Below are 20,758 nucleotides of genomic sequence, written 5' to 3'. Positions count from 1 at the left end.
CAAAACAAAAGAGAATATTGCTAAATAAGATTCGGATTAACAATAATAATAAAATCCGTTTACAGTTTTCAGAAAGCTATATAAAGTTAAATATGCAACAGAAATAATGTAATTTATTCAATGCCTAGCTTATGATTAAGGCAGTCAATATACAGGCTTTTATTCAGAAAGACTTTATTACCCAACATTCCTGTCATTCCGGAAAATTTCATCATAGAATACTGAGCCTGTGAAAAACCTTCTACATAAGTAACATTGTTTAGTGGTATATCTTTGCTTCCTATTTTTATAAGATTATCTGTCTTTGCGGTATAAGTGATTAAAACATTCTGCCAGGAATTGGCTTTTTCTTTATTAACTTTTGAATCTTTTGACTTTAGGCTTTCCCATATTTCTTTTGATGTTAGTAACTCGTAAGCACTGGTCCCTGAGTCGTAAAGAAATTTTTCTTTATTACCTTTTAGCATTGCCGGAATAATGATATGCCTTTTCTTAAAAGTAAAATCTGCCAGATTTTTCCCAAAACCAATAGGAGTGTCTGTTAGATTAAAAACAATATAATTTTCTTTGAAGCTGATAACAGTTTTTCTGTCTTCAAGAATATCTGCTCCCAGTGTACCGATAATTTTTAAAGAATCATTCTTATGAGAATCTTCTCCGGTATCTATAATTCTGAACTTATCCGAAGTAACTTTTGTATTCCCCAGATAAAATGTTGCTTTACTCCGCTCATTTGAAGTTACAATTCCTTTTATATTCTTTATAGCTCCGGTATAAAACAAAGTATAGGGTGATCCTGTATCAAACTGTAAATAATATACTGTGGAATCACCATAAAAATGAATTGGCAATAGCAGAACATTTTTATTCTCTTCCAGCCAGGTTATAGGAATCTTTCCGCTTTCTTTCTCTATGGTTAAATAGTTATCTTCCGGAGTGAATTTTCGGTCAAAATAAATATAGCCTGATATTATGGCTAGAACTAAAACACCTAAAAAGGCTAGTACAATTTTTTTAAAGATTTTCATTTCAGATTTTTGTACAAGATTCGGATTTATGAATCTGTTTTTCCACAAAAACAATATGACAATCTTACGCCAGTTTTACGTCAAACACTACAAGAAGCTGGTTTTCAACTTAATAAAAATATTGCCGTTTTTATTAAGACAGATACCATTGTGGATAACTACAAATAATTTCAGGCAGATTAATATAACCAGAGGAATAATAAAAAGTGGAAATTTCACAGATAATGCTTTCTGAATAAACGGACTTGTTATCATAGAAACTGAAACGATAAATGCCAGAATAATCTGGGTACTTACAATACATTTTCCCAATTCTCTATTCTTTATATCTTTTGTTTTATAGGTTAGTATCAAGGGAAAGATAATTCCGCCAAGTGGAATAACTAATCCTAATAAAGCGGAAAGGTTGATTAGTTTAGCTCTGTCAACATTAATTGTTTCTTCATTTTTGAGAATTAAATCCTCAGGAGTAGCTTTCAAGGCCGAAGCGAGTGCTTTTAGAGTGTAACCTTTCGGAATATTCCCGGCTTCAATCCGCTGAACAGTTCTTAATGAAATCCCGGATTTCTCTGCAAGTTCAGTTTGAGTCAGGTTTTGCTCTTCTCTCAATTTTTGAACTATTGTTTTCATTTTCTGTTAAACTGGATTTTATAAACTTTGTATAATGTAAAGTAAACAAAATAATAAAAACTGTCAAAGGCTCATTTCTAAATTATGTTTCTTTTAAGCATTTTCTATGATGCTTTTGTAAGTAAATAATCGATCTTCTTCCTTAAACATATTGCATAACAACATAAGATCGTTGGTTTTATACTGAATTGCTTTCTTTTCTAATTGAGATGATATTGTATGGGGAGTACCTATAACAACTTTGTCCAGCAAGGAGTAAAACAAACTCTCATCAACACTTCCTGCAATCAAGGCTTCTACTTCAGCATAAGGCATAAGCTTATCCGGGGCTAATAATTTTCTGGATTGTACAAACTGGTATACCATTCCGTAGGCATTTTTCCGTGCTTGCTCTGTATCTGCGGCTACTGAAACTGATAATGCGACCTGAAAAACCGGTTTATCTGTATATCCATCATTATTAAATTCTTCATGATACAAATTATAAGCATCTTCTCCGGAATTATCGGAAATAAAACCAGCCATTGAATATCCTACTCCTTTAGCTGCAGCTTCCTTTGCTGAACCAACTCCTGAACCCAACCACAGTATTTCCGGGAAGATTAAAGGTTTTTCCGGCTGAGCAATTAAATCTTCATACACAGAGTTTTGTCCAGTAATATAAGCTATTATCTCTTCAAGTTTTTTATTCAGATCGTTAAGAACGGGTGGTTTGTTGTTATTTAATGCTAAAACAGCATCTTTCAGACCTCCCGGAGCTTTCCCCAACCCTAATATAAATCTATCGGGAAACATTGTTGCAAGCATTTTGGACCATTCGGCAATTTTAAATGCAGAATAATTCCGCAGCATAATACCTCCTGTCCCGGCTTTTATCTTTTTTGTTTCTGCAAGGACTATGGCCGTTAGCAACTCCGGGCTGGGACTTCCGTAAGCTGCGACTCCGTGATGCTCGGAATATAATATACTGTGGTATCCGGACTCATCTGCCATTCTGGCAAGCTCTAAGCTATTCCGAAGTGCAAATGCAGCTGTACCTCCTTTAATCACAGGTGACTGATCTAAAATGCTTAATTTCAATTTCATATCAGTAATTTGTTCCGATTATTCGCTATTGTAAATATACTTCATAGATTCATACAACGAAAGATTATCTTAATAATTGTTCACCGATAATCTGATCATATTCGTCCGCTGAAATTCTTATCTCATCGAAAAAAATTTCATTCATTACCCTGCTCTTCTACATTTGACCCATCAATTAAACAACAACAATTAAAATCAGTCAAATGTTAAATAAATTATTCTCTATCTCTGCAATACTTATTTTTTCGGTAGTCTATTCTCAGACAAGTATTACCGGCATTGTAAAGAGCACTGGCAAAACTCCGATTTCGGGAGCAAATATATATCTGGAAAATACAATCCTGGGAGATACTACAAATGAGCAGGGACAGTTTAAAATTAATCTAGAAAAAGATCAGACTCCTGAGAAAATAATATTAATTATAAATGCTACAGGATATGAAAGTAAATCAATTAGCCTGGATAGCAATACACCATCGGTTTTGGATCTGGGAAATATACTGATCGATAAAAAAGCAAAATCCATAGATGAGGTAGTTATTTCTGCCAATTCTTTTAGTTTGGGAAAAAGCAGAGGTGTGGAACAACTGAATGCTCTGGATGTTGTAATGACTGGCAGTTCTAATGGTGATATTATGGGCGCCCTGCAATCCCTACCCGGAACCCAGAAAGTAGGAGAAGATGGTAAGCTTTACATTCGTGGTGGAGACAGTAACGAACTAGGAACCTATATTGATGGTATGCACGTATTTTCACCATATACCGCAAATGCACAAGACACACCCTCCCGTGGAAGATTCTCTCCTTTCATTTTTAAGGGAATCAATTTATCTCTGGGCGGCTATGAATTAGAATATGGGCAGGCTTTGTCATCAGTATTACCAATGGAAACAAAAGATGTTTCCGGTGAATCTAAACTGGGAATTAATTTCTCCCCACTTAGTGTTGGTGGTGGCGGAACTTTGGGAAAAGAGCATCAGTCTGTATCTTTTAACCTCAATTATACAAATCTGGGTTTATACAACCGTATTTTTCCTGACCGCTATACATGGAAAAAAGATTACAGCAACTTTTCCGGGGAAGGACAATTTAAAAATATATTTAAAGACAAATCACAGCTAAAGGTCTACTGGGGCTACAACAGAACTGATTTCAGCAGAGAATACAATGATATAAACACTCTACAATCCAGAGATCTGGGACTGGCAGAAAACAACTATTATCTGAACACAACCTACCAAACAAAACCTAAAAACGGATTACAATATTTTGCAGGACTGGCTTTCTCAAGAGTAGATGACAAATACAGTAATACACAGGTTAGCGGTGATGCTTACAATGAAGCACAACAGGAAATCCATGCAAAATTCAGACTTAGAAAAACATTCTCCAAGTACTATAAATTAACTGCTGGTGCTGAAAGTTTTGTAAGAAACTATGACAATCAATATTATCTGAATGACCAGAAATTGCAGAATCAAAAACTCAATTATTTTATATCAGCAATCTTTGCAGACAATCAGCTAAGGTTACATAAAGGCTTATATACTAATATTTCAGCAAGAGCAGAATATAATGATTACAATAAATCATCTGTTTTCTATCCGAGATTATCATTGGATTATATCAATAAAAAGTTCCAGTCATCATTAATATATGGAAGATATTACCAATTACCAGGAAATGTGGTATTAGCCAAATCTAATAATCTGTCTCAAGAAATTTCAGATCAATATATTGCCAGCTTTAGTTATGACAATCACGGTATCAGCCTGAAAACAGAATTTTATTACAAGAAATATTCAAACTTACATTTATGGAAGGATAATGAGTATACCTCTAACGGATTTGGAGACAGTAAGGGTTTTGATGTTTATTTTTCGGATGATAAGAATATCAAAAATTTCAAATATTCACTTTCATACTCTTACAATGATTCTAAAAGATTGTATGAAAGATATACTGAAACCGCAACGCCATCTTTTGCATCAAAGCATAATATCAGGCTGAATGCACTTTACTACATATCACCTATTAAAACTTATTTCGGAATTACTCACACTTTTGCCAGCGGAAGGACTTACAATAATCCAGGCTTACAAGGATTCAACCAATCGAAAACCCCAGTATACAGCAGCTTGGATGCTAATGCAAGTATTTTGCTTGGGAAAAAGGTGATTCTGTATACTTCTCTATCTAATCTATTGGGACGGGAAAATATTTTCTCTTATCGATTTGCACAGCATCCAAATAATAACGGATTCTACAACAATGAACCTATTACAGCCTCAAGAAACAGATTCTTCTATATCGGTATTTTCATATCACTCAAAAATAATTCAGCATACGATGTCTCGAACTTTTAGTAATCATCTATTCTGAAAATCCCCTGTTACACAATATATAAATACACAATACTTAAAACAATAAAAAACATCAATTTAACTCCAAAAAATAATCTTATGAAACTAAAAACATTACCTCTTGCAGTTTTTATTCTAATACAATTTAACTGTATGGCACAGTCTAGCGTGTCTTCCGAAAAGCAAGAAGACTTTCTGGAGAAGGCTCTGGAGAAGGCGAAAACTGTTCATACAGAAAATTACATACAAAATTCGGTTAATGAAATTAAAAGAATAGAATCTCTGGATTCCAATTACTGGCTACCGTCATACTATGTTAGTTATATGGAAACTTCTATGTCCTTCTTTACTGATCCTGATAAAAAGGAAGCAATACTAACAGATGCTAAAGAACGGATTGAAAAATTATTAGACAATCCTGCTTCTGATAAATCTGAATTATATACGCTATTAGGTTATTACTATTATGCCAAAATTACTCAGGATCCACAGAAAAACGGACAGATATACTACAAAGATGTTATCAGCAATTACCAAAAAGCAATTACTATAAACCCTGCGAATCCAAGACCTCAGTATCTACTGAATTTATTTGAGGATAGAATGAATGGCTTCATGGGGAAAAAAGATAATGATCTTTGCAATAAACTTCAGAAAAATAAAGAATCATTTGCCAGCTTTAAGCCTGCAGGCAAAAACTATCCAACATGGGGAGAAAAGGAACTGCTTTCCAAAATCAAAGACAGCTGTAAACAAGATTAGTATGCTTGATCCAAGAGCTTACATTATTTATTTTGTAAGCTTTTCTTTTTTATTCGATAAAATTTACTTCACGGATTAATAATTATGATATTTTTGCTTCTTTCTAAATGATTAAGTAAAAATATGCACATACCTCATCAGAAAATGACTCCTTTTTTAGAAAGAATTTCTAATATAAATTTCGATAAGCATTATACGCCTCTTATAAGAGTCCTATGCCATATGAGCATGTGGATTTTCTTTTCCACATTATTATTTTTATACTATATAATGGAGATAAAACTACCGCTAATAGTTAGTTTCTTAGTCACCTTCAGAGCGGCTATTAATAATATTGTTGTATTTTATTTGCTTTTCTATCTGGTTATTCCTTATATCATTAAAGGTCGTTTTGGGATTTTATTTCTTATCCTATGTCTGCCCCTTGCTGTCTATACATGGTTATTTGTTAACCATTTACAACTTGTTGTACTGAATTATTTTAATATTGATATTCACAATGGGCCCCTAAAGGATATTATAAAGAAAAATGCGGCTTTAAAGCTTTCGGAAGCCTTATCAGTAGAAACTGTATTGGGGAATACGATACAAGTTATTTATTCATTTTCACCGCTATTTTTCACAAAAATGCTTTTTGACGCTACAAGGCTTTTTAGCAGAACTATATTTTTTCAAAAACAAACTTTAGATTTGGAGCTTCAGAATCTAAACATAGAAAAAGATTTTCTTAAATCTCAGCTCAATCCACATTTTTTATTTAATACCATGAACAATCTTTATGGCTTGGTTGTTAAAAATGATCCTTCTGCTCCTCAAACTATTATCAGTATCTCAAACCTTATGGCCTATTCTTTATATGAGTCGGACACCGAAAAGGTCGCTCTCGAAAAAGAATTAGATTTTATCCGCAATTATTTTTCCCTGGAGAAAATGCGACACTCCAAAAACAAAGATATCTCATTAAATATTGATGCTCCTGAGGAAATGCAGAATCTAATGATAGCCCCTCTGCTGACATTTACCTTCATAGAAAATGCTTTTAAATATGGACTGAAAGAACCTGAAAATAATTTTGTGAAAATAAATATAAATATTGTGGATAATATTTTTAATTTTCTCATTGAGAATAACAAAGAAAAAAGCCCATCCAAAAAGGCTGCTCTGGGAGGAATCGGAATTAAAAATATTGAGAAAAGGCTAGCCCTGATCTACCCCGGCAAACATGAATTTAAAATAGAAGATAAAGAAACTTATTTTTCTGTTTCACTATCCATAAATTTAAAATAAAAATGGCTGATAAATTACGCTGTATCGTTGTTGACGATGAACCTATTGGGAAAGAACTGATTGTTGGTTTTGTACAAACCATACCCTTTCTGGAACTAAGAGCCTCCTTTGAGGATCCTATAGAAGCATTAACCTATCTGCAGTCCAACGAAACAGATATAATCTTTAGTGATATTCAAATGCCAAAAATCAATGGTATAAACCTCATCCGTTCTCTTACCAAACCTCCATTAATAGTATTTATCACTGCACATCGGGATTTTGCGTTGGATGGCTTTGAAAATGGTGTTGTTGATTACCTGGTAAAGCCTGTTGCATATGACCGGTTTCTGAAGGCTGTAAACAGGGCAAAAGACAGAGCTGATTTAGCAAGTACCGAATCTTTAAAACCAGAGCTACCTTCCTCTGAATATATATTTGTAAAAGTAAATGGTAAGCTTGTAAAGGTGATCCTGAAAGACATTCTTTACATAGAAGCTTTGGGAGATTACCTGAAAATTGTAACCCCCTCGGAATCTCTTACAACATTAGCAACTATGAAGTCAATGGAAGATGTATTGTTGCCTTTAAAATATTTCAGAATACACAGGTCTTTTATTGTAAAAATAAATGCTATAAAATCCATTTCAGGAAATACAGCAGAGCTGAATAATGGTAAAACAATTCCTATTGCACTGACAAAAAAAGACGAATTATTTAGCCTTTTGGGTATTTAGTTATTTTGAAAATATTATAATCTTATGTATTCATAATTATACTGTACCCAATTGTTGCCTTTTTCATCTTTTCCCAAACTTTTGACAGGCAGTCCTTCTGCATTATAATCTATGGCATAGGTAATAGTCATTCGATTGGTATAAATCTTTTCTGTAAGTATATTGTTCGCTCCAATAAGATCCTGATAACCAAAAACAATTCTTAGATATTTATTCATATTAACAGATGGATTGGATTTACTATCATAAGTATATTCATTTACAGATACACTAGAACTTCCCGCTCCTGATTCAGTCTTTCTGCTAACATTATTTCCGGTATAATCAAAAGTTGTTTTCCAGGGATTACCACAAGGTGGCCCCTCACATATGGATGTAGTTTTCAGGTTTCCATTACTATTATATGTATAATCAATAATTCTATTGAATGCTTTATTTTCATATTCCGCTACAATTTTTATCAACTGATCATTTAGATACGTGAAATTCTCGGTATATTTAATTTCTTTATTCTTCTTATAATGATCTATTTTACTAATTTTTTTATCAGCAGCATATGTGATAGCAGCATATTCACCAGAATTGCCGGAACTTATTTCCACTACATCTCCTGTAGAATTATATTTATAAAAAATTGAACTTATATATGGAGAAGCAGGATTGTCAAAAGAAGTAACCGTTATTCTACTGATCATCATTTTCTTTTGTTCCGAAGAATCATTATTATCACGATTATTACAAGACGTAAACAATGTAAATACCAACGGTACAAATAATAGATATAGTTTCTTCATTAATTGTTATTTTTAAAGCTATAATAGAAATTGAGAATTTTTGCGGTAATGAGCAAAATAGTATTAGAGATTACTATTTATTGTATTCAAAAAAATCCGTTATAGTATTGCCATGCTGTTGTTGATTAGCATCATATTGCTTAGAAATAATCTGTATAGGATAGTTGTTAGCAGAATAAGAAATATTATTAATGAATTTATATTTAGTAAGCACGCCAGCAAGCGAGATATTAGTTATATCCATTGTCAAAATATTATTACTGGTGCCAGTTATACTCTCCGGCAGTTCTTCTGATGAAAGAAAAGCCTTAATCTTATCAACTCCTAAAATATTTTTAAATATGTTATTTTTATCATCATAAGTATAAACTATAGATGCTTTTCCATCTGGCTTATCATTAGAATAAAAAACTACTCCTTCAGAAACAATATTACCATTATTCAGCGTATAAGTTATTTCTCTTTTACTATAACTAGGCAATCCTGAAAATGTAAATTTCTTTATCTCTGTGCAATTAATTACATTGGTACTTGGGTAAGAATAACTGAAGGTTCCATTATAGTCTCCTCCATTAGAAGATACATTCGTTAAATTTCCGTTACTATATGTAAGTTCGACTGTTCTGTACTTTTCTCCATTTGCATTATAACTAGTTACTTTAGTAATAAGTCCTCCTGTATATTCAATTGTCATTTTTGATATCGATGAACTTATTTCAAGTAATTTATTTCCATTATATTTAATTGTTCTCACTCCATAACTTCCAGATACCTTCGTTGGTAAAGTTGGTACTTCTTTTGGAGGATCAACAACGACTTCGTTTGTATTATCACTACTTCTACTACAGCTTGCGAAGATTAAAGTTAAAGAAGCTAATAAAATTATTTTTTTCATATCTGTTTTTATATTATTTGCTGCTATTTAATTAAAGAAAAAATATTTTTCACTTTTTTGGGACAAATATACTTTTTCTAAAGAAATGATTCAAATAATCGAAATAAATCTATGTAGACAGGTAAAACCAACCGACAAAAGTATAAGTCAATGAATGAAAATTACTTTATAAAACAACTAGCTTTTAGTATAAAAAATTATAACAAAACTAAATCAGAAGTTTATACTTTTGTTTGCAGGAAAAAACATTTAAGTTTTAGGCTATAAAGACACATTATATGATAACGATTAACAGAACTGATTCAGAGAATAAAGATTTTCAGGATTTAATATATAAGCTTGATACAGATCTGGCGGAAAGAAACGGAGAAAAAAATGATTTCTTTGCTCAATTTAATAAAACCAATCTAATCAAAAATGTTATCGTTGCTTATTCCAACAACATTCCTGTAGGCTGCGGTGCAATAAAAGCATATGATAACAATACTATGGAAGTAAAAAGAATGTTTGTACTAAAAGAGCAGCGTGGAAAAAATATTGCCGGAACAATTTTAAATAATCTGGAACAATGGGCCAAAGAGCTATCTTACAACAAATGTATTTTAGAAACAGGAGATAAAATGCCTGAAGCTATAGGCCTATATCGTAAAAGCGGATATAAACAAATTCCAAACTACGGGCAGTATGAAAATGTAGAAAGCAGTCTTTGTTTTGAAAAGACATTATAAATTAATACAATATCCAAATCAAACTATTCTAGTTTGGAATAATAAATATATGGTTGATTTAAATGGTTAAATAAAAACCTTTAATTTTCCAACCAATTTTTATAAGCTAAATCATAACTCAATATATAAAAGCACAAATGGAAAATCAAGAAAAATACGACACTTTAATCAGCACTATCTCTAAATACATCAATTTACATACAATTCCTTTCCAAAAGGACGAAAGAGGCTATGTACGTATAGATGAGCGTAAGAATATGTATGGAGGAAAAGGCATTGTATACATGCTGCAGATGTTTGGAGAAAAGGAGCTGGCAAACAACCGTATTGGCGCTTATATGGTATTACTAAACAAAGGAGATGAGTCTGGATTTCATACCCATGGAGACAGAAATGAAGAAGAAATCTACCTTGTTATTCACGGATCGGGAGAATACCGGGAGCGAAATGGTATGAATCAATCGATTAGAAAAAGGATTCTTCAAAAAGGGAATATCGCTGTTATAAATTCATATGGGTATCATTCAATTGAAAATATTAATGATGAGCCATTAATAATATTTGCGATAACAACTAATATAAAATAAGCTACAAACAAACACTTAATTGCAAAAATCTGCCATTATTACAGAGCAGGTAAGTTTTAAAAATCGAATAAAAATAACCTAATATATTAGGTTATTTTGGTTTTGGATAGTATTTGGTGAGTTCATAAGAATAGACAACGCTTGTAATTTTCCATTTGCCATCCACTTTTATCAAGTGCCAAAATTCTTTTCCCCAGTTGGTCATTTTATTATTAAACCAAAATGAATAATTGAATGTCACGCTGGCAATAACCTCATCATTAATAATCTGAACATCTTCGAATTTCTCTTCAGTACTGTCCTTTTCTTCAAGAATACCCCGAAAGAAAATTTCATAAGTATCTCTGAAGAAGTTTTTGGTATTTGCAGGGTTTAGTTCTAATCTCTTTTGCTGTGTCTTATCTTTCACCAATCCAATCCAAACAACTGGGTTTTCATGAAACAAACTATAAAACGTTACTGAATCTTTTTTGATAATACTTTCTTTAAATTGCTGAACAACTTTATTAATTTCAGCTTTTTCTCCATTATGGTTCTGTGCAAATGTGAAGCTAAAAAAGCTAAGAGACAGTACTAAAATAATTACTTTCATAGATTTTAATTTATATGAGACTGAATAATATTTCTCTATAAAATTAAAAATTTCCCAGACATATCATAACATAAATATTTATTAAATAATAAGTTACAGAATATTTAACAGTAATATTTATAAATAAAGATGAAAATCCTTATATAACTTTCAACCTGATTATAAAATCGGCAATAAATAAAAAAGCAACCAACTGAATTTCAGATGATTGCTTGTCTTAAACTGTAGACCCACAGGGATTCGAACCCCAGATGACTGAACCAAAATCAGTAGTGTTACCGCTACACCATGGGTCTCTGTTTTATTGTGGTGCAAATTTACGACAAATTTTCTATTTTGCAAGAACTTCGTAAAAAAAATACACACTTTTTTCTTTTAGACACGCTATTCAGCTGAATTTCAATATTAAAAAATACATCGTAATTTTTATCCACAGAGTGGTTTTAGTATATTTATTTCCGTAATTTTGAAAAAATTAAATTTTAGATGAGCAATACAGACGATAAGAAAAAAGCACTGGCACTTGTGCTGGAAAAGCTTGATAAAACCTACGGAAAAGGAACGGTAATGACTTTAGGAGAGGATTCTGTAGACCACTCTATCGAAGTTATTCCTTCAGGTTCTCTAGGACTTGACCTTGCATTAGGTGTTGGTGGTTATCCAAAAGGAAGAATTATCGAAATCTATGGACCTGAATCGTCAGGTAAAACAACCTTAACGCTTCATGCAATTGCTGAAGCTCAAAAACAAGGCGGAATTGCAGCATTTATTGATGCCGAGCACGCCTTCGACAGAAATTATGCAGCTAAACTGGGAATTAACTTAGAAGACCTTATTATTTCTCAGCCGGACAATGGCGAGCAGGCTTTGGAAATTGCGGATAACCTGATCCGTTCAGGGGCAATTGACATTGTTGTAATAGACTCTGTAGCAGCTTTAACACCAAAAGCGGAAATTGAAGGAGAAATGGGAGATTCTAAAATGGGTCTTCATGCAAGATTAATGTCTCAGGCACTAAGAAAGCTTACAGCTACTATTTCCAGAACAAAATGTACCGTAATCTTCATTAACCAGTTAAGAGAAAAAATCGGTGTAATGTTCGGTAACCCTGAAACTACAACTGGTGGTAATGCTCTTAAGTTTTATGCATCTGTAAGAATTGATATCCGTAAGGCTAGTGCACCAATCAAACAAGGTGATGAGGCTGTAGGTAGCCGTGTGAAAGTGAAAATTGTAAAAAATAAAGTAGCACCTCCTTTCAAACAAGCAGAATTCGACATTATGTACGGAGAAGGAGTTTCCAAAGTAGGGGAAATTCTGGATCAGGGTGTTGAATTAGGAGTGATCCAGAAAAGCGGTTCTTGGTTCAGCTACAATGATACTAAACTAGGTCAGGGTCGTGATGCGGTAAAAGACGTTATCAAAGACAATCCGGAGCTTCAGGAAGAATTAGAGGAAAAAATCAAAGAAAAGATCAACGGAAACTAGTATGATCTGAAAACTGAGATTTAGAAATACAATCTCTCATTTTTCTTCACAAAACATAAAAATGCCATTCTGTCACTTTTTGCAGGATGGTATTTTTTTTGAAAAAATTCGTCTGTAAATCATAAATAAAAAAATCTAAATAATTATGGCAAAAGGAAATATCAATGTATCGGTGGAAAACATTTTCCCGCTTATCAAAAAGTTTCTTTACAGTGATCACGAAATCTTCTTAAGAGAGCTTATTTCTAATGCAACAGATGCTACGTTAAAACTAAAGCATCTTACTTCTATCGGTGAAGCCAAAGTAGAATATGGCAATCCAAAAATTGAAGTTAAAATAGACAAAGACAACAAAACACTTCACATCACAGACCAAGGAATTGGTATGACTGCTGAAGAGGTAGAAAAATATATCAACCAGGTTGCCTTCTCCGGAGCAGAAGAGTTCCTGGAAAAGTACAAGGATTCTGCTAAAGATTCCGGAATTATCGGACACTTTGGTTTAGGTTTCTATTCTGCATTTATGGTTGCAGACAAAGTGGAAATTATTTCTAAATCATATAAAGAAGGAGAATCTGCTGTACACTGGACTTGCGACGGAAGCCCTGAATTTACACTGGAAGAAACAACTGCAAAAACAGATCGCGGAACTGAGATTATTCTTCATATCGCTGAAGACTCAACTGAGTTCTTAGAAGAGTCCCGTATTCGCGAACTACTTTTAAAGTATAACAAGTTTATGCCTGTTCCGATTAAATTCGGAATGAAAACTGAAACCTTACCTCTTCCTGAAGGGGCTGCAGAAGATGCTAAACCTGAGACTATAGAAGTAGACAACATCATCAACAATCCAAGTCCGGCATGGACAAAGTCTCCAAGTGAGCTTACAAATGAAGATTATCAGAAGTTCTATCACGAATTGTATCCAATGCAGTTTGAAGAACCTCTATTTAATATTCACCTAAATGTTGATTATCCATTCAACCTGACTGGGATTTTATTCTTCCCTAAACTGGGTAACAATCTTAATATAGAAAAAGATAAGATTCAGTTATACCAAAATCAGGTTTTCGTAACAGATGAAGTAAAAGGTATTGTTCCGGACTTCCTGATGTTACTTCGCGGGGTAATCGATTCTCCAGATATTCCGTTAAATGTTTCCCGTTCGTACCTACAGGCTGATGGTGCTGTAAAGAAAATCTCTTCTTACATCACAAAGAAAGTGGCAGACAAAATGGTTTCATTAATTAATGAAAACCGTGAAGATTACGAGAAGAAGTGGAATGACATAAAAGTAGTTATCGAATACGGAATGATCTCCGAAGATAAATTCTATGAGAAATCTGACAAGTTTGCACTTTACCCGACAACAGATGGTAAACATTACTTATGGGACGAACTAACCGAAAAAATAAAACCAATACAAACCGATAAAGACGGAAAACTGGTTATTCTGTATGCATCCAACACCAACGAGCAGGATAGTTATATCCAAAATGCTAAGGCTAAAGGATACGAGGTTCTTTTATTAGACTCTCCAATTATCCCGCATTTGATCCAGAAGCTTGAATCCTCTAAAGAAAACATCTCTTTTGCAAGAGTAGATGCAGACCATATCAACAATTTGATTAAAAAAGATGAGCCTGTAATTGCTAAATTGAATGACACAGAAAAGGAAACTTTGAAAAAATCTGTTGAAGAAGCCGTAAACGATCAGGCATACACTGTACAATTAGAAGATCTGGACAGCGATGATGCACCGTTCATTATAACCCAGCCAGAATTTATGCGTCGTATGAAAGATATGCAGATGACTGGCGGGGGCGGAATGTTTGCAATGGGAGGATTCCCGGATATGTACAACCTTGTTGTAAATGCTAATAGTGATCTGGCTAGTGGTATCCTGAAAACTGAAAATACTGAAGATAAAAATGCTTTGGTAAAACAGGCTTTGGATCTGGCTAAGCTTTCCCAAAACTTATTGAAAGGAAAAGATCTTACTGACTTTATCCAGAGAAGTTTTGCACAACTGAAAAAGTAATCTTTTTTTCATATATATTCAATGAAACCTCATAGGAGATCCCAAATCCTATGAGGTTTTTATTTTAAACAATTCTGTAAAAATTTAAGATTTACCAGCTCTTACCGCTGGTAATATATATTTAGCCATAATTTCAAAAGCCTGTTTTGCTTTATAACTGCCATAATTGCTCTGAGTAAATACAACCGTTAGATTTAGATCTCCGATTATAAATATATACTGACCTCCATTTCCCGATGCAAACAATAAATTCTCGGCAAAATCATTTGTCTTTAACAATTCTTTGTACCAATAAAATCCATAATACGCCGGCTGTGGAATACCTATCTTGCTTCTGCTGGATTTTATAAAAGAAAATTCAGGAATAATGATATCACACTTTGTAGAGTTATTAATCCATTTAGCAGAAACGATTTGTTTATTTTTCCACCTTCCATTGTTCTTTATCAACTGGCCTATTTTCAACATATCTTTTGGCAGAATATAAAAAGATCCAGCTGTCATTGCGTTTCCTGACGGATCAATAGTCCATTTGTAATTTATCATCCCTAAAGGATCGAATAGGTATTTTTTTGCAAACTCAGGAACACTCATCCCCGTAGCATTTGCAATAATACCACTACAGATCATTGTATTAATTGATGAATACGACCATAATTCTCCAGGTTTGACTTTCATAGGAAGCTCTAAAGAAAATTTCAACCAGTCATGAGAAAGACTCATATCATCTTCACATACTTTGGTTTCATTAAATTCTTCACAATCAATTCCAGACCTCATCTCAAGCAAGTCTTTAATAGTTATTTTACTTTTAAGAGGATCAGTTCTTAATACCGGATTATTTGGGAAAAATTCATAAACTTTTTGATTTACACTTTTAATAAAGCCTTTGTCAATAGCAATACCTACCAATAGTGAAGTAACCGATTTAAAGGAGGATCTGGAGTCATGCAGGGAATCTTTTGTGTATCCATTAAAATAATTTTCATACACTATTTTAGAACCTTGGGCTATGATTACCGAATTAATTCCATTGTATTCATTTTGGTTAATCGCATTTGACATCTGGTTTAATAATAATTTTCCCGGAGCTTTAGCTATTTGAGCTTCTAAAGCTGGAAAAATCATTATCAGAAAGATCGTTAATAATCTGTTAGTCATAGTTATTTTATATAAATGTACTCTTTACTACATTTACAAAATTACACTATTTAACTATATCATTTTCTGACATTTATATATTAGTACAAAAACTATGGCAACTTACTAATCGCTTTTAGGATCTCAGTAGTATTATTTTGCATACCACCTAAATGGGCACCAGTATATTCAATAAATTGCCCAGTCCGTTTTTTAAACCTCATAGGTTTAGGTAACCTATGAGGTTTCTATTTTTTTAGCCGGCTGTATTCCCCAATCCAATATTAATTTATTTTATATCTTCAGTGTTATTAAACTATGTGGATTCAATGATTTAAAAATTTTTGCCCGTATGGTATGATGGCAGTATTGGAAACAACTGCAAACGCTTAATCTAAGCGTTAGGACACCTAAACCATTCGGGTTTTACTATTTCCTAAAATTAGATTATGAACCCAAAGAAAACTGCCGTAATATTGAACGGCAAAGAAGTTGAGCTAAAAGACTGGCTTGTTTCCATTAGCCAATCGGGCTCTGGCCACACGAATGCTAATATCGAAGTACGAGACTACTCCGATATAGGTTTTAAAATTAAATCTATTTTGGCAGTATGCATGCAGGCGTTGGAAAGTCTGGACAACGGATCTTCTCTTGCAGAAACTTCCGATCTCTGCAATGTTTTACAGATTGCATATGATTTGATTCCACATTTAGAATTACTCACTTATATTCAGCAGGCTGTATCAACAGAAACATCTGAATAAAGTAGATTAAAAAAAATTAGTTATCACTTATTAAAACCTCATAGGTTTCAGAAACCTATGAGGTTTTTATTTTAATTAAAGGCTTTGAATAGCTTTTAGGATTTCAGCAGAATTATTTTGCATACCGCCCAAATGCGCTCCTACAGATTCGATAAATTGTTTTGGCTCTGTAGCATTGTCGAAAACTAATTTACCCTGTTCATAAGGAACTTCTTTATCCTCTTTACTGTGGATAACTATTTTAGGAAGCTTCCCAAGTCCTTTTATATCTTCCTTTGCTGAATAAGGAGAAACCATACCTTTCAGGATCATATCTTTATACTGAGGTGCATAGAACGAAGCTATATCAGTAAACGAAGCCATTGGACTGTCTAAAATTAAACCTGAAATTTTATCCACATTATTTTTTGCCAGATGCGTCGCAATCTGTGATCCTAAAGAGGCTCCATAGATATAAACTTTAGTATTTTTGATATCTGGCCTGTTGATAAATTTATCGAATAGCATCTGGCCATCCGCAGCTACATTCAGATGAGTAGGTTTTCCGGTTGACTTTCCATAACCGCGAAAATCTATCATCACTACCTGAAATCCTGCATCCACTAAAGGTTTTGTAATATATTGGTAAGTAGTTACATTCCCCCCTGCACCATGAAAAAAGAAAATAGTTTTCTTAATCTTTTTAGTCTCAGGTTTCACAACATAAGCAGTAACAGTATCCTTTTCAACCGGAACAGCAATATATTCAACTTTTGAAAATTCAAGTGGCTTAAGTTTTTTCCCTGGCTGATAAAACTTATCGTCCATTTGTGCATGAGCGAAACTTAATAAGAATAAAAAAAGAGCTGAGAAAATGTTGATAGCTTTCATAGTATTTGATTTTTAAATTATGGTTCAAAGCTACCCTACCGACCACAGAAAAGAAAAATAATATCGCTGAGCTGTTATTTTAAAATACCGAATAGTAAAAATCCTGAACTCAATTTTTTTTAAACATTCACAATTACCTTCCCTACTACCCTTCCGGTTTCTACTTCTGTATGAGCTTTCCCCATTTCTGAAAAACTAAATTCCTGATGAATATGAGGCTTTAATGCTTTAGTTTCTAGTAAATGAGCTATAGTTTGTATGGTCTCTTTTTTTGAAGACACTAAATAGAACTGTAAATCGACATTTTTTTGTGCAGCTTTTTCCAATGCTTCATCCGGAATATCTCCGGAAGGTAATGTTATCACAATTCCGTTATCTTTCACTACATCCAATGATTTTAGTAAAGTTTCACCAGCAATACCATCCAATACAACATCAATATCTTTAACTAAATCTTGGATATCCCCTTTTGTATAATCAATGTGTCCATCTGCTCCCAGCGACAATACAAAATCTTTATTTTTTGCAGATGAAGTTCCTATAACATAGGCACCTAAATGCTTAGCTATCTGAACAGCATAATGTCCTACACCTCCTGAAGCCGCATGAATTAATACACGATCGCCCTTTTTTACTTTACCAATTTCGGTTAATGCCTGATAAGCTGTAGAAGCTGCCAGAGTTGCTGCAGCGGCTTCCTGAAAAGATATGCCTGCTGGAATAAGTGCCAAGTGCTCCGCTGGTGCAGCTACGTATTCAGCATAAGCTTTTCCGTTTCCAAAGAAGTTAACCATTCCGAAAACTTTATCTCCGGATTTAAAATCTTTTACATCTTTACCAACTTCTGTAATTTCACCAGAAATATCCCAGCCCAAAATAGCAGGACGCTTTTCTGCAAATAGCCAGCTTAATACTCCATCATTACGTCTTGCCTTTACATCAACAGGGTTTATACTAATTGATGCTACTTTTACCAACACTTCATTATTTTTTATAGTTGGTATTTCTATTTCTGTTTGTTGCAGATTTTCTACTCCTCCAGCTTCATTTAAAAGAATTGCTTTCATCTGAGTTTTATTTTAAATATTAATAGAGCAAATGTAGAATATTTAGTATCTTTATGTCAAGTATGCACTTTTTAGTACCCTACATACCTAAAATATACTAATGCTGATTATCAGTAAATTAAATTTTAATAAAAAGTGAATAATAATAAATTTATCAACGAAACATCCTGTCCCGTAGACTATGCTTTTAAGCGAATAGGCGGAAAATATAAGGGCAGAATATTATGGCATTTGCATCTTGAAGATATAATGCGCTATGGAGAACTACGAAAAACACTAAGGGATATTACCCCCAAAATGCTTACCCAGACACTTCGCGAATTGGAAGATGACAAGCTACTGCACAGAAAGGTATATCAGGAGGTGCCTCCAAAAGTTGAATATTACCTTACTGAGACCGGAGCCGAGCTTATCCCTTTTATAGAACATTTAAGAAAATGGGGAGAAAAAGAAATGGAGAAAGCTCGAAGTTAGACTTTTATTTATATCCATAAAAAAGCCCTGCCAGGGTTTATGATTCTGGCAGGGCTTTTAAATTCTTCTATATTAAGTATTCTTATTGATTTAGAATTTCTAATACCTGATCTCCTACAGCTCCGCCGGATTGTGGATTCTGACCAGTTACCAATCTGCCATCTGTCACAGCAAACGGTGTAAAATCCTGCTCAGCTTTTACATAATTTGCACCTTTGCTTTTCAGCACATCTTCTGTAAGATATGGCATATGATCTGCCAGCTCAGCCGCAATTTCTTCGGAATTACTAAATCCTGTAAGCGTTTTATCTTTAATTAATAAAGAACCATCGGAAAGTGTAATATTAAACAATCCCACTGCTCCATGACATACAGAGGAGATAATCCCTTGATTTTCATAAATTGTTCTTGCTATATTTTGCAATCCTTTATCTTCAGGAAAGTCCCATACAACTCCATGTCCGCCAGCATAATAAATAACATCGTAATCCGATGCGTTTACCTCTTCCGGCTTTAGTGTATCTGCCAGTTTATTTCTAAAAGTTTCATCAGCATAGTACTTCCAGTCTACCGGCTGTACAAACTGCTGAATACTTACGGGATCCAAAGGCGTATAACCTCCTCTGGGACTTACAAAGTCAACCTCTTTTCCGGCGTTTACCATTTTATCATAAAAATGCACAGCTTCTCCCAACCAAAGCCCTGTCGCTCTTTCCATATTAGGATATTTCTCTACACTTGTCACAACGATTAATGCTTTTTTCTGTTCCATAATATCTTGCTTTTGTATTATTAATATTTACTGATACAAAGTTCGGTTAGTACTAAAAATTATCACAGGACATACCTCAAAAAAAAGTTGTGATCTAGGTCACATATCAGGAAGTATAAAGCCTACTTAGTGTCTCCCGTGATACTCCGAGATAGCTGGCAATAAGCTGTTTGGGAATTCTGTTACTCCATTCTGAATATTGATGAATAAAATCCTCATATCGTTCTTTTGCCGTTTTAGTCATAAGAGCCAAAACCCTGTCTTGTAGCGCACAATAGCCTAAATTACTTTTTACCCGGAAAAAATGTTCTGCTTTTGGTATTCTTCTGCATACTTCATTCATTTGCGTATAAGTGATGGAATATACCTCACTATCATCTATACAATCCACCGCCAATCGGGCAGGTTGATGTTTATAAAAGGCTGTATAATCAGAAATCCACCAGTCTTCTGTAGCGAACTGTAATATCTGCTCTTTACCGGAATCGTCAATCATACCACATTTTAACAATCCCGATTTCACAATAAATAATTCGTCTACCTTTTGGTTTTCCTGAATCAGAAATTGTCTTTTTCTGTACTTCCTGAACTGAAAGAACTCCAGGATTTCTTCATATTCCTCATCGGATAGACGGACAATATTTTCTATATGCTTTCTGAGAAAATCTGACATT

21 protein-coding genes and 1 tRNA gene are annotated in these 20,758 nt (G+C 33.6%); 10 read left to right on the top strand and 12 right to left on the bottom strand.

From position 1 onward, the window contains the following. Window positions 1–113: 113 nt before the first annotated feature. From BAZ10_RS06870 to BAZ10_RS06860, 3 genes are all read right to left on the bottom strand, one after another. Window positions 114–1,028 (bottom strand): hypothetical protein, encoded by a 915-nt coding sequence (locus BAZ10_RS06870; RefSeq protein ID WP_078771832.1) that lies wholly within the window; start codon window positions 1,026–1,028, stop codon window positions 114–116. An 87-nt stretch (window positions 1,029–1,115) separates the two neighbouring features. Continuing rightward, window positions 1,116–1,658: a helix-turn-helix domain-containing protein gene (locus tag BAZ10_RS06865; protein ID WP_078771440.1), complete on the bottom strand. Its 543-nt coding sequence runs from the start codon at window positions 1,656–1,658 to the stop codon at window positions 1,116–1,118. 93 nt (window positions 1,659–1,751) lie between these two features. Further along, a complete protein-coding gene (locus BAZ10_RS06860; protein WP_078771439.1) occupies window positions 1,752–2,744 on the bottom strand; it encodes an MsnO8 family LLM class oxidoreductase in 993 nt (330 codons plus the stop codon). Between the two features lie 203 nt (window positions 2,745–2,947). Here BAZ10_RS06860 and BAZ10_RS06855 point away from each other — a divergent pair, with 203 nt between their 5' ends. The 4 genes from BAZ10_RS06855 (at window position 2,948) to BAZ10_RS06840 (ending at window position 7,872) form a co-directional block, all read left to right on the top strand. Continuing rightward, window positions 2,948–5,110 carry a TonB-dependent receptor gene (locus BAZ10_RS06855; RefSeq protein ID WP_078771438.1) on the top strand — a complete coding sequence of 721 codons (2,163 nt, stop codon included), beginning with the start codon at window positions 2,948–2,950 and terminating at the stop codon, window positions 5,108–5,110. A 96-nt stretch (window positions 5,111–5,206) separates the two neighbouring features. Beyond that, window positions 5,207–5,869, top strand: a complete 663-nt coding sequence (locus tag BAZ10_RS06850) for a hypothetical protein (protein ID WP_131828790.1) — start codon at window positions 5,207–5,209, stop codon at window positions 5,867–5,869. Window positions 5,870–6,139: 270 nt separating this feature from the next. Next, window positions 6,140–7,156 (top strand): sensor histidine kinase, encoded by a 1,017-nt coding sequence (locus tag BAZ10_RS06845; RefSeq protein WP_165689646.1) that lies wholly within the window; start codon window positions 6,140–6,142, stop codon window positions 7,154–7,156. Window positions 7,157–7,158: 2 nt separating this feature from the next. Beyond that, a complete protein-coding gene (locus tag BAZ10_RS06840; protein WP_078771435.1) occupies window positions 7,159–7,872 on the top strand; it encodes a LytR/AlgR family response regulator transcription factor in 714 nt (237 codons plus the stop codon). A gap of 14 nt (window positions 7,873–7,886) precedes the next feature. On the opposite strand, the gene BAZ10_RS06835 is transcribed toward BAZ10_RS06840, so the two are convergent. Continuing rightward, window positions 7,887–8,666 carry a hypothetical protein gene (locus BAZ10_RS06835; protein ID WP_078771434.1) on the bottom strand — a complete coding sequence of 260 codons (780 nt, stop codon included), beginning with the start codon at window positions 8,664–8,666 and terminating at the stop codon, window positions 7,887–7,889. A gap of 73 nt (window positions 8,667–8,739) precedes the next feature. Next, window positions 8,740–9,561, bottom strand: a complete 822-nt coding sequence (locus BAZ10_RS06830) for a hypothetical protein (protein WP_078771433.1) — start codon at window positions 9,559–9,561, stop codon at window positions 8,740–8,742. 278 nt (window positions 9,562–9,839) lie between these two features. Between BAZ10_RS06830 and BAZ10_RS06825 the strand changes: the two genes are divergently transcribed. Both BAZ10_RS06825 and BAZ10_RS06820 read left to right on the top strand, forming a co-directional pair. Beyond that, window positions 9,840–10,289 (top strand): GNAT family N-acetyltransferase, encoded by a 450-nt coding sequence (locus tag BAZ10_RS06825; protein WP_078771432.1) that lies wholly within the window; start codon window positions 9,840–9,842, stop codon window positions 10,287–10,289. Between the two features lie 137 nt (window positions 10,290–10,426). Beyond that, window positions 10,427–10,876 carry a cupin domain-containing protein gene (locus tag BAZ10_RS06820; RefSeq protein ID WP_078771431.1) on the top strand — a complete coding sequence of 150 codons (450 nt, stop codon included), beginning with the start codon at window positions 10,427–10,429 and terminating at the stop codon, window positions 10,874–10,876. Window positions 10,877–10,967: 91 nt separating this feature from the next. Here the strand turns inward: BAZ10_RS06820 and BAZ10_RS06815 are convergent, their stop codons facing one another. Both BAZ10_RS06815 and BAZ10_RS06810 read right to left on the bottom strand, forming a co-directional pair. Then, window positions 10,968–11,468, bottom strand: coding sequence for a Cif family virulence factor (locus BAZ10_RS06815; RefSeq protein WP_078771430.1), 501 nt, complete (start codon window positions 11,466–11,468; stop codon window positions 10,968–10,970). Between the two features lie 225 nt (window positions 11,469–11,693). After that, window positions 11,694–11,764: transfer RNA gene (locus BAZ10_RS06810), tRNA-Gln, on the bottom strand. A 190-nt stretch (window positions 11,765–11,954) separates the two neighbouring features. Between BAZ10_RS06810 and recA the strand changes: the two genes are divergently transcribed. Next, entirely contained in the window at window positions 11,955–12,956 is a 1,002-nt protein-coding gene (gene recA, locus BAZ10_RS06805; RefSeq protein WP_009084978.1) for a recombinase RecA, read from the top strand. Window positions 12,957–13,101: 145 nt separating this feature from the next. Further along, window positions 13,102–14,997, top strand: coding sequence for a molecular chaperone HtpG (gene htpG, locus BAZ10_RS06800; RefSeq protein ID WP_078771429.1), 1,896 nt, complete (start codon window positions 13,102–13,104; stop codon window positions 14,995–14,997). A gap of 84 nt (window positions 14,998–15,081) precedes the next feature. Here the strand turns inward: htpG and BAZ10_RS06795 are convergent, their stop codons facing one another. Next, window positions 15,082–16,158, bottom strand: a complete 1,077-nt coding sequence (locus BAZ10_RS06795; RefSeq protein ID WP_078771428.1) for a serine hydrolase domain-containing protein — start codon at window positions 16,156–16,158, stop codon at window positions 15,082–15,084. A 428-nt stretch (window positions 16,159–16,586) separates the two neighbouring features. On the opposite strand from BAZ10_RS06795, the gene BAZ10_RS06790 reads away from it, so the two are divergent. Beyond that, complete coding sequence (locus BAZ10_RS06790) at window positions 16,587–16,901, top strand: hypothetical protein (RefSeq protein WP_078771427.1); 315 nt, start codon at window positions 16,587–16,589, stop codon at window positions 16,899–16,901. A gap of 75 nt (window positions 16,902–16,976) precedes the next feature. Here BAZ10_RS06790 and BAZ10_RS06785 read toward each other — a convergent pair whose 3' ends face one another. Together BAZ10_RS06785 and BAZ10_RS06780 are read right to left on the bottom strand one after the other, a co-directional pair. Beyond that, window positions 16,977–17,771 (bottom strand): alpha/beta hydrolase, encoded by a 795-nt coding sequence (locus tag BAZ10_RS06785; protein ID WP_078771426.1) that lies wholly within the window; start codon window positions 17,769–17,771, stop codon window positions 16,977–16,979. Between the two features lie 119 nt (window positions 17,772–17,890). Then, a complete protein-coding gene (locus BAZ10_RS06780; protein ID WP_078771425.1) occupies window positions 17,891–18,838 on the bottom strand; it encodes an NADP-dependent oxidoreductase in 948 nt (315 codons plus the stop codon). A gap of 135 nt (window positions 18,839–18,973) precedes the next feature. Here BAZ10_RS06780 and BAZ10_RS06775 point away from each other — a divergent pair, with 135 nt between their 5' ends. Beyond that, window positions 18,974–19,312 (top strand): winged helix-turn-helix transcriptional regulator, encoded by a 339-nt coding sequence (locus tag BAZ10_RS06775; protein ID WP_078771424.1) that lies wholly within the window; start codon window positions 18,974–18,976, stop codon window positions 19,310–19,312. A gap of 82 nt (window positions 19,313–19,394) precedes the next feature. Here the strand turns inward: BAZ10_RS06775 and BAZ10_RS06770 are convergent, their stop codons facing one another. Continuing rightward, window positions 19,395–20,084, bottom strand: coding sequence for a type 1 glutamine amidotransferase domain-containing protein (locus BAZ10_RS06770; RefSeq protein ID WP_078771423.1), 690 nt, complete (start codon window positions 20,082–20,084; stop codon window positions 19,395–19,397). A 106-nt stretch (window positions 20,085–20,190) separates the two neighbouring features. Beyond that, window positions 20,191–20,757, bottom strand: coding sequence for a Crp/Fnr family transcriptional regulator (locus BAZ10_RS06765; RefSeq protein WP_078771422.1), 567 nt, complete (start codon window positions 20,755–20,757; stop codon window positions 20,191–20,193). Between the last annotated feature and the right edge of the window lies 1 nt (window position 20,758).

Source organism: Elizabethkingia occulta, assembly GCF_002023715.1.
In the GTDB taxonomy this organism is placed as follows: Bacteria; Bacteroidota; Bacteroidia; order Flavobacteriales; family Weeksellaceae; genus Elizabethkingia; species Elizabethkingia occulta.
Note: the sequence above shows the minus strand (reverse complement) of the source record. Positions and strands in the feature narration are given on the sequence as shown.

Coding starts and splice junctions, on each gene's coding strand:
- BAZ10_RS06770 (WP_078771423.1), bottom strand. CDS start 20,084: ATGGAACAGAAAAAAGCATTAATCGTTGTGACAAGTGTAGAGAAATAT.
- BAZ10_RS06795 (WP_078771428.1), bottom strand. CDS start 16,158: ATGACTAACAGATTATTAACGATCTTTCTGATAATGATTTTTCCAGCT.
- BAZ10_RS06860 (WP_078771439.1), bottom strand. CDS start 2,744: ATGAAATTGAAATTAAGCATTTTAGATCAGTCACCTGTGATTAAAGGA.
- BAZ10_RS06850 (WP_131828790.1), top strand. CDS start 5,207: ATGAAACTAAAAACATTACCTCTTGCAGTTTTTATTCTAATACAATTT.
- BAZ10_RS06840 (WP_078771435.1), top strand. CDS start 7,159: ATGGCTGATAAATTACGCTGTATCGTTGTTGACGATGAACCTATTGGG.
- BAZ10_RS06825 (WP_078771432.1), top strand. CDS start 9,840: ATGATAACGATTAACAGAACTGATTCAGAGAATAAAGATTTTCAGGAT.
- BAZ10_RS06785 (WP_078771426.1), bottom strand. CDS start 17,771: ATGAAAGCTATCAACATTTTCTCAGCTCTTTTTTTATTCTTATTAAGT.
- BAZ10_RS06765 (WP_078771422.1), bottom strand. CDS start 20,757: ATGTCAGATTTTCTCAGAAAGCATATAGAAAATATTGTCCGTCTATCC.
- BAZ10_RS06835 (WP_078771434.1), bottom strand. CDS start 8,666: ATGAAGAAACTATATCTATTATTTGTACCGTTGGTATTTACATTGTTT.
- BAZ10_RS06845 (WP_165689646.1), top strand. CDS start 6,140: ATGGAGATAAAACTACCGCTAATAGTTAGTTTCTTAGTCACCTTCAGA.
- recA (WP_009084978.1), top strand. CDS start 11,955: ATGAGCAATACAGACGATAAGAAAAAAGCACTGGCACTTGTGCTGGAA.
- BAZ10_RS06815 (WP_078771430.1), bottom strand. CDS start 11,468: ATGAAAGTAATTATTTTAGTACTGTCTCTTAGCTTTTTTAGCTTCACA.
- BAZ10_RS06865 (WP_078771440.1), bottom strand. CDS start 1,658: ATGAAAACAATAGTTCAAAAATTGAGAGAAGAGCAAAACCTGACTCAA.
- BAZ10_RS06855 (WP_078771438.1), top strand. CDS start 2,948: ATGTTAAATAAATTATTCTCTATCTCTGCAATACTTATTTTTTCGGTA.
- BAZ10_RS06870 (WP_078771832.1), bottom strand. CDS start 1,028: ATGAAAATCTTTAAAAAAATTGTACTAGCCTTTTTAGGTGTTTTAGTT.
- BAZ10_RS06790 (WP_078771427.1), top strand. CDS start 16,587: ATGAACCCAAAGAAAACTGCCGTAATATTGAACGGCAAAGAAGTTGAG.
- BAZ10_RS06780 (WP_078771425.1), bottom strand. CDS start 18,838: ATGAAAGCAATTCTTTTAAATGAAGCTGGAGGAGTAGAAAATCTGCAA.
- htpG (WP_078771429.1), top strand. CDS start 13,102: ATGGCAAAAGGAAATATCAATGTATCGGTGGAAAACATTTTCCCGCTT.
- BAZ10_RS06820 (WP_078771431.1), top strand. CDS start 10,427: ATGGAAAATCAAGAAAAATACGACACTTTAATCAGCACTATCTCTAAA.
- BAZ10_RS06830 (WP_078771433.1), bottom strand. CDS start 9,561: ATGAAAAAAATAATTTTATTAGCTTCTTTAACTTTAATCTTCGCAAGC.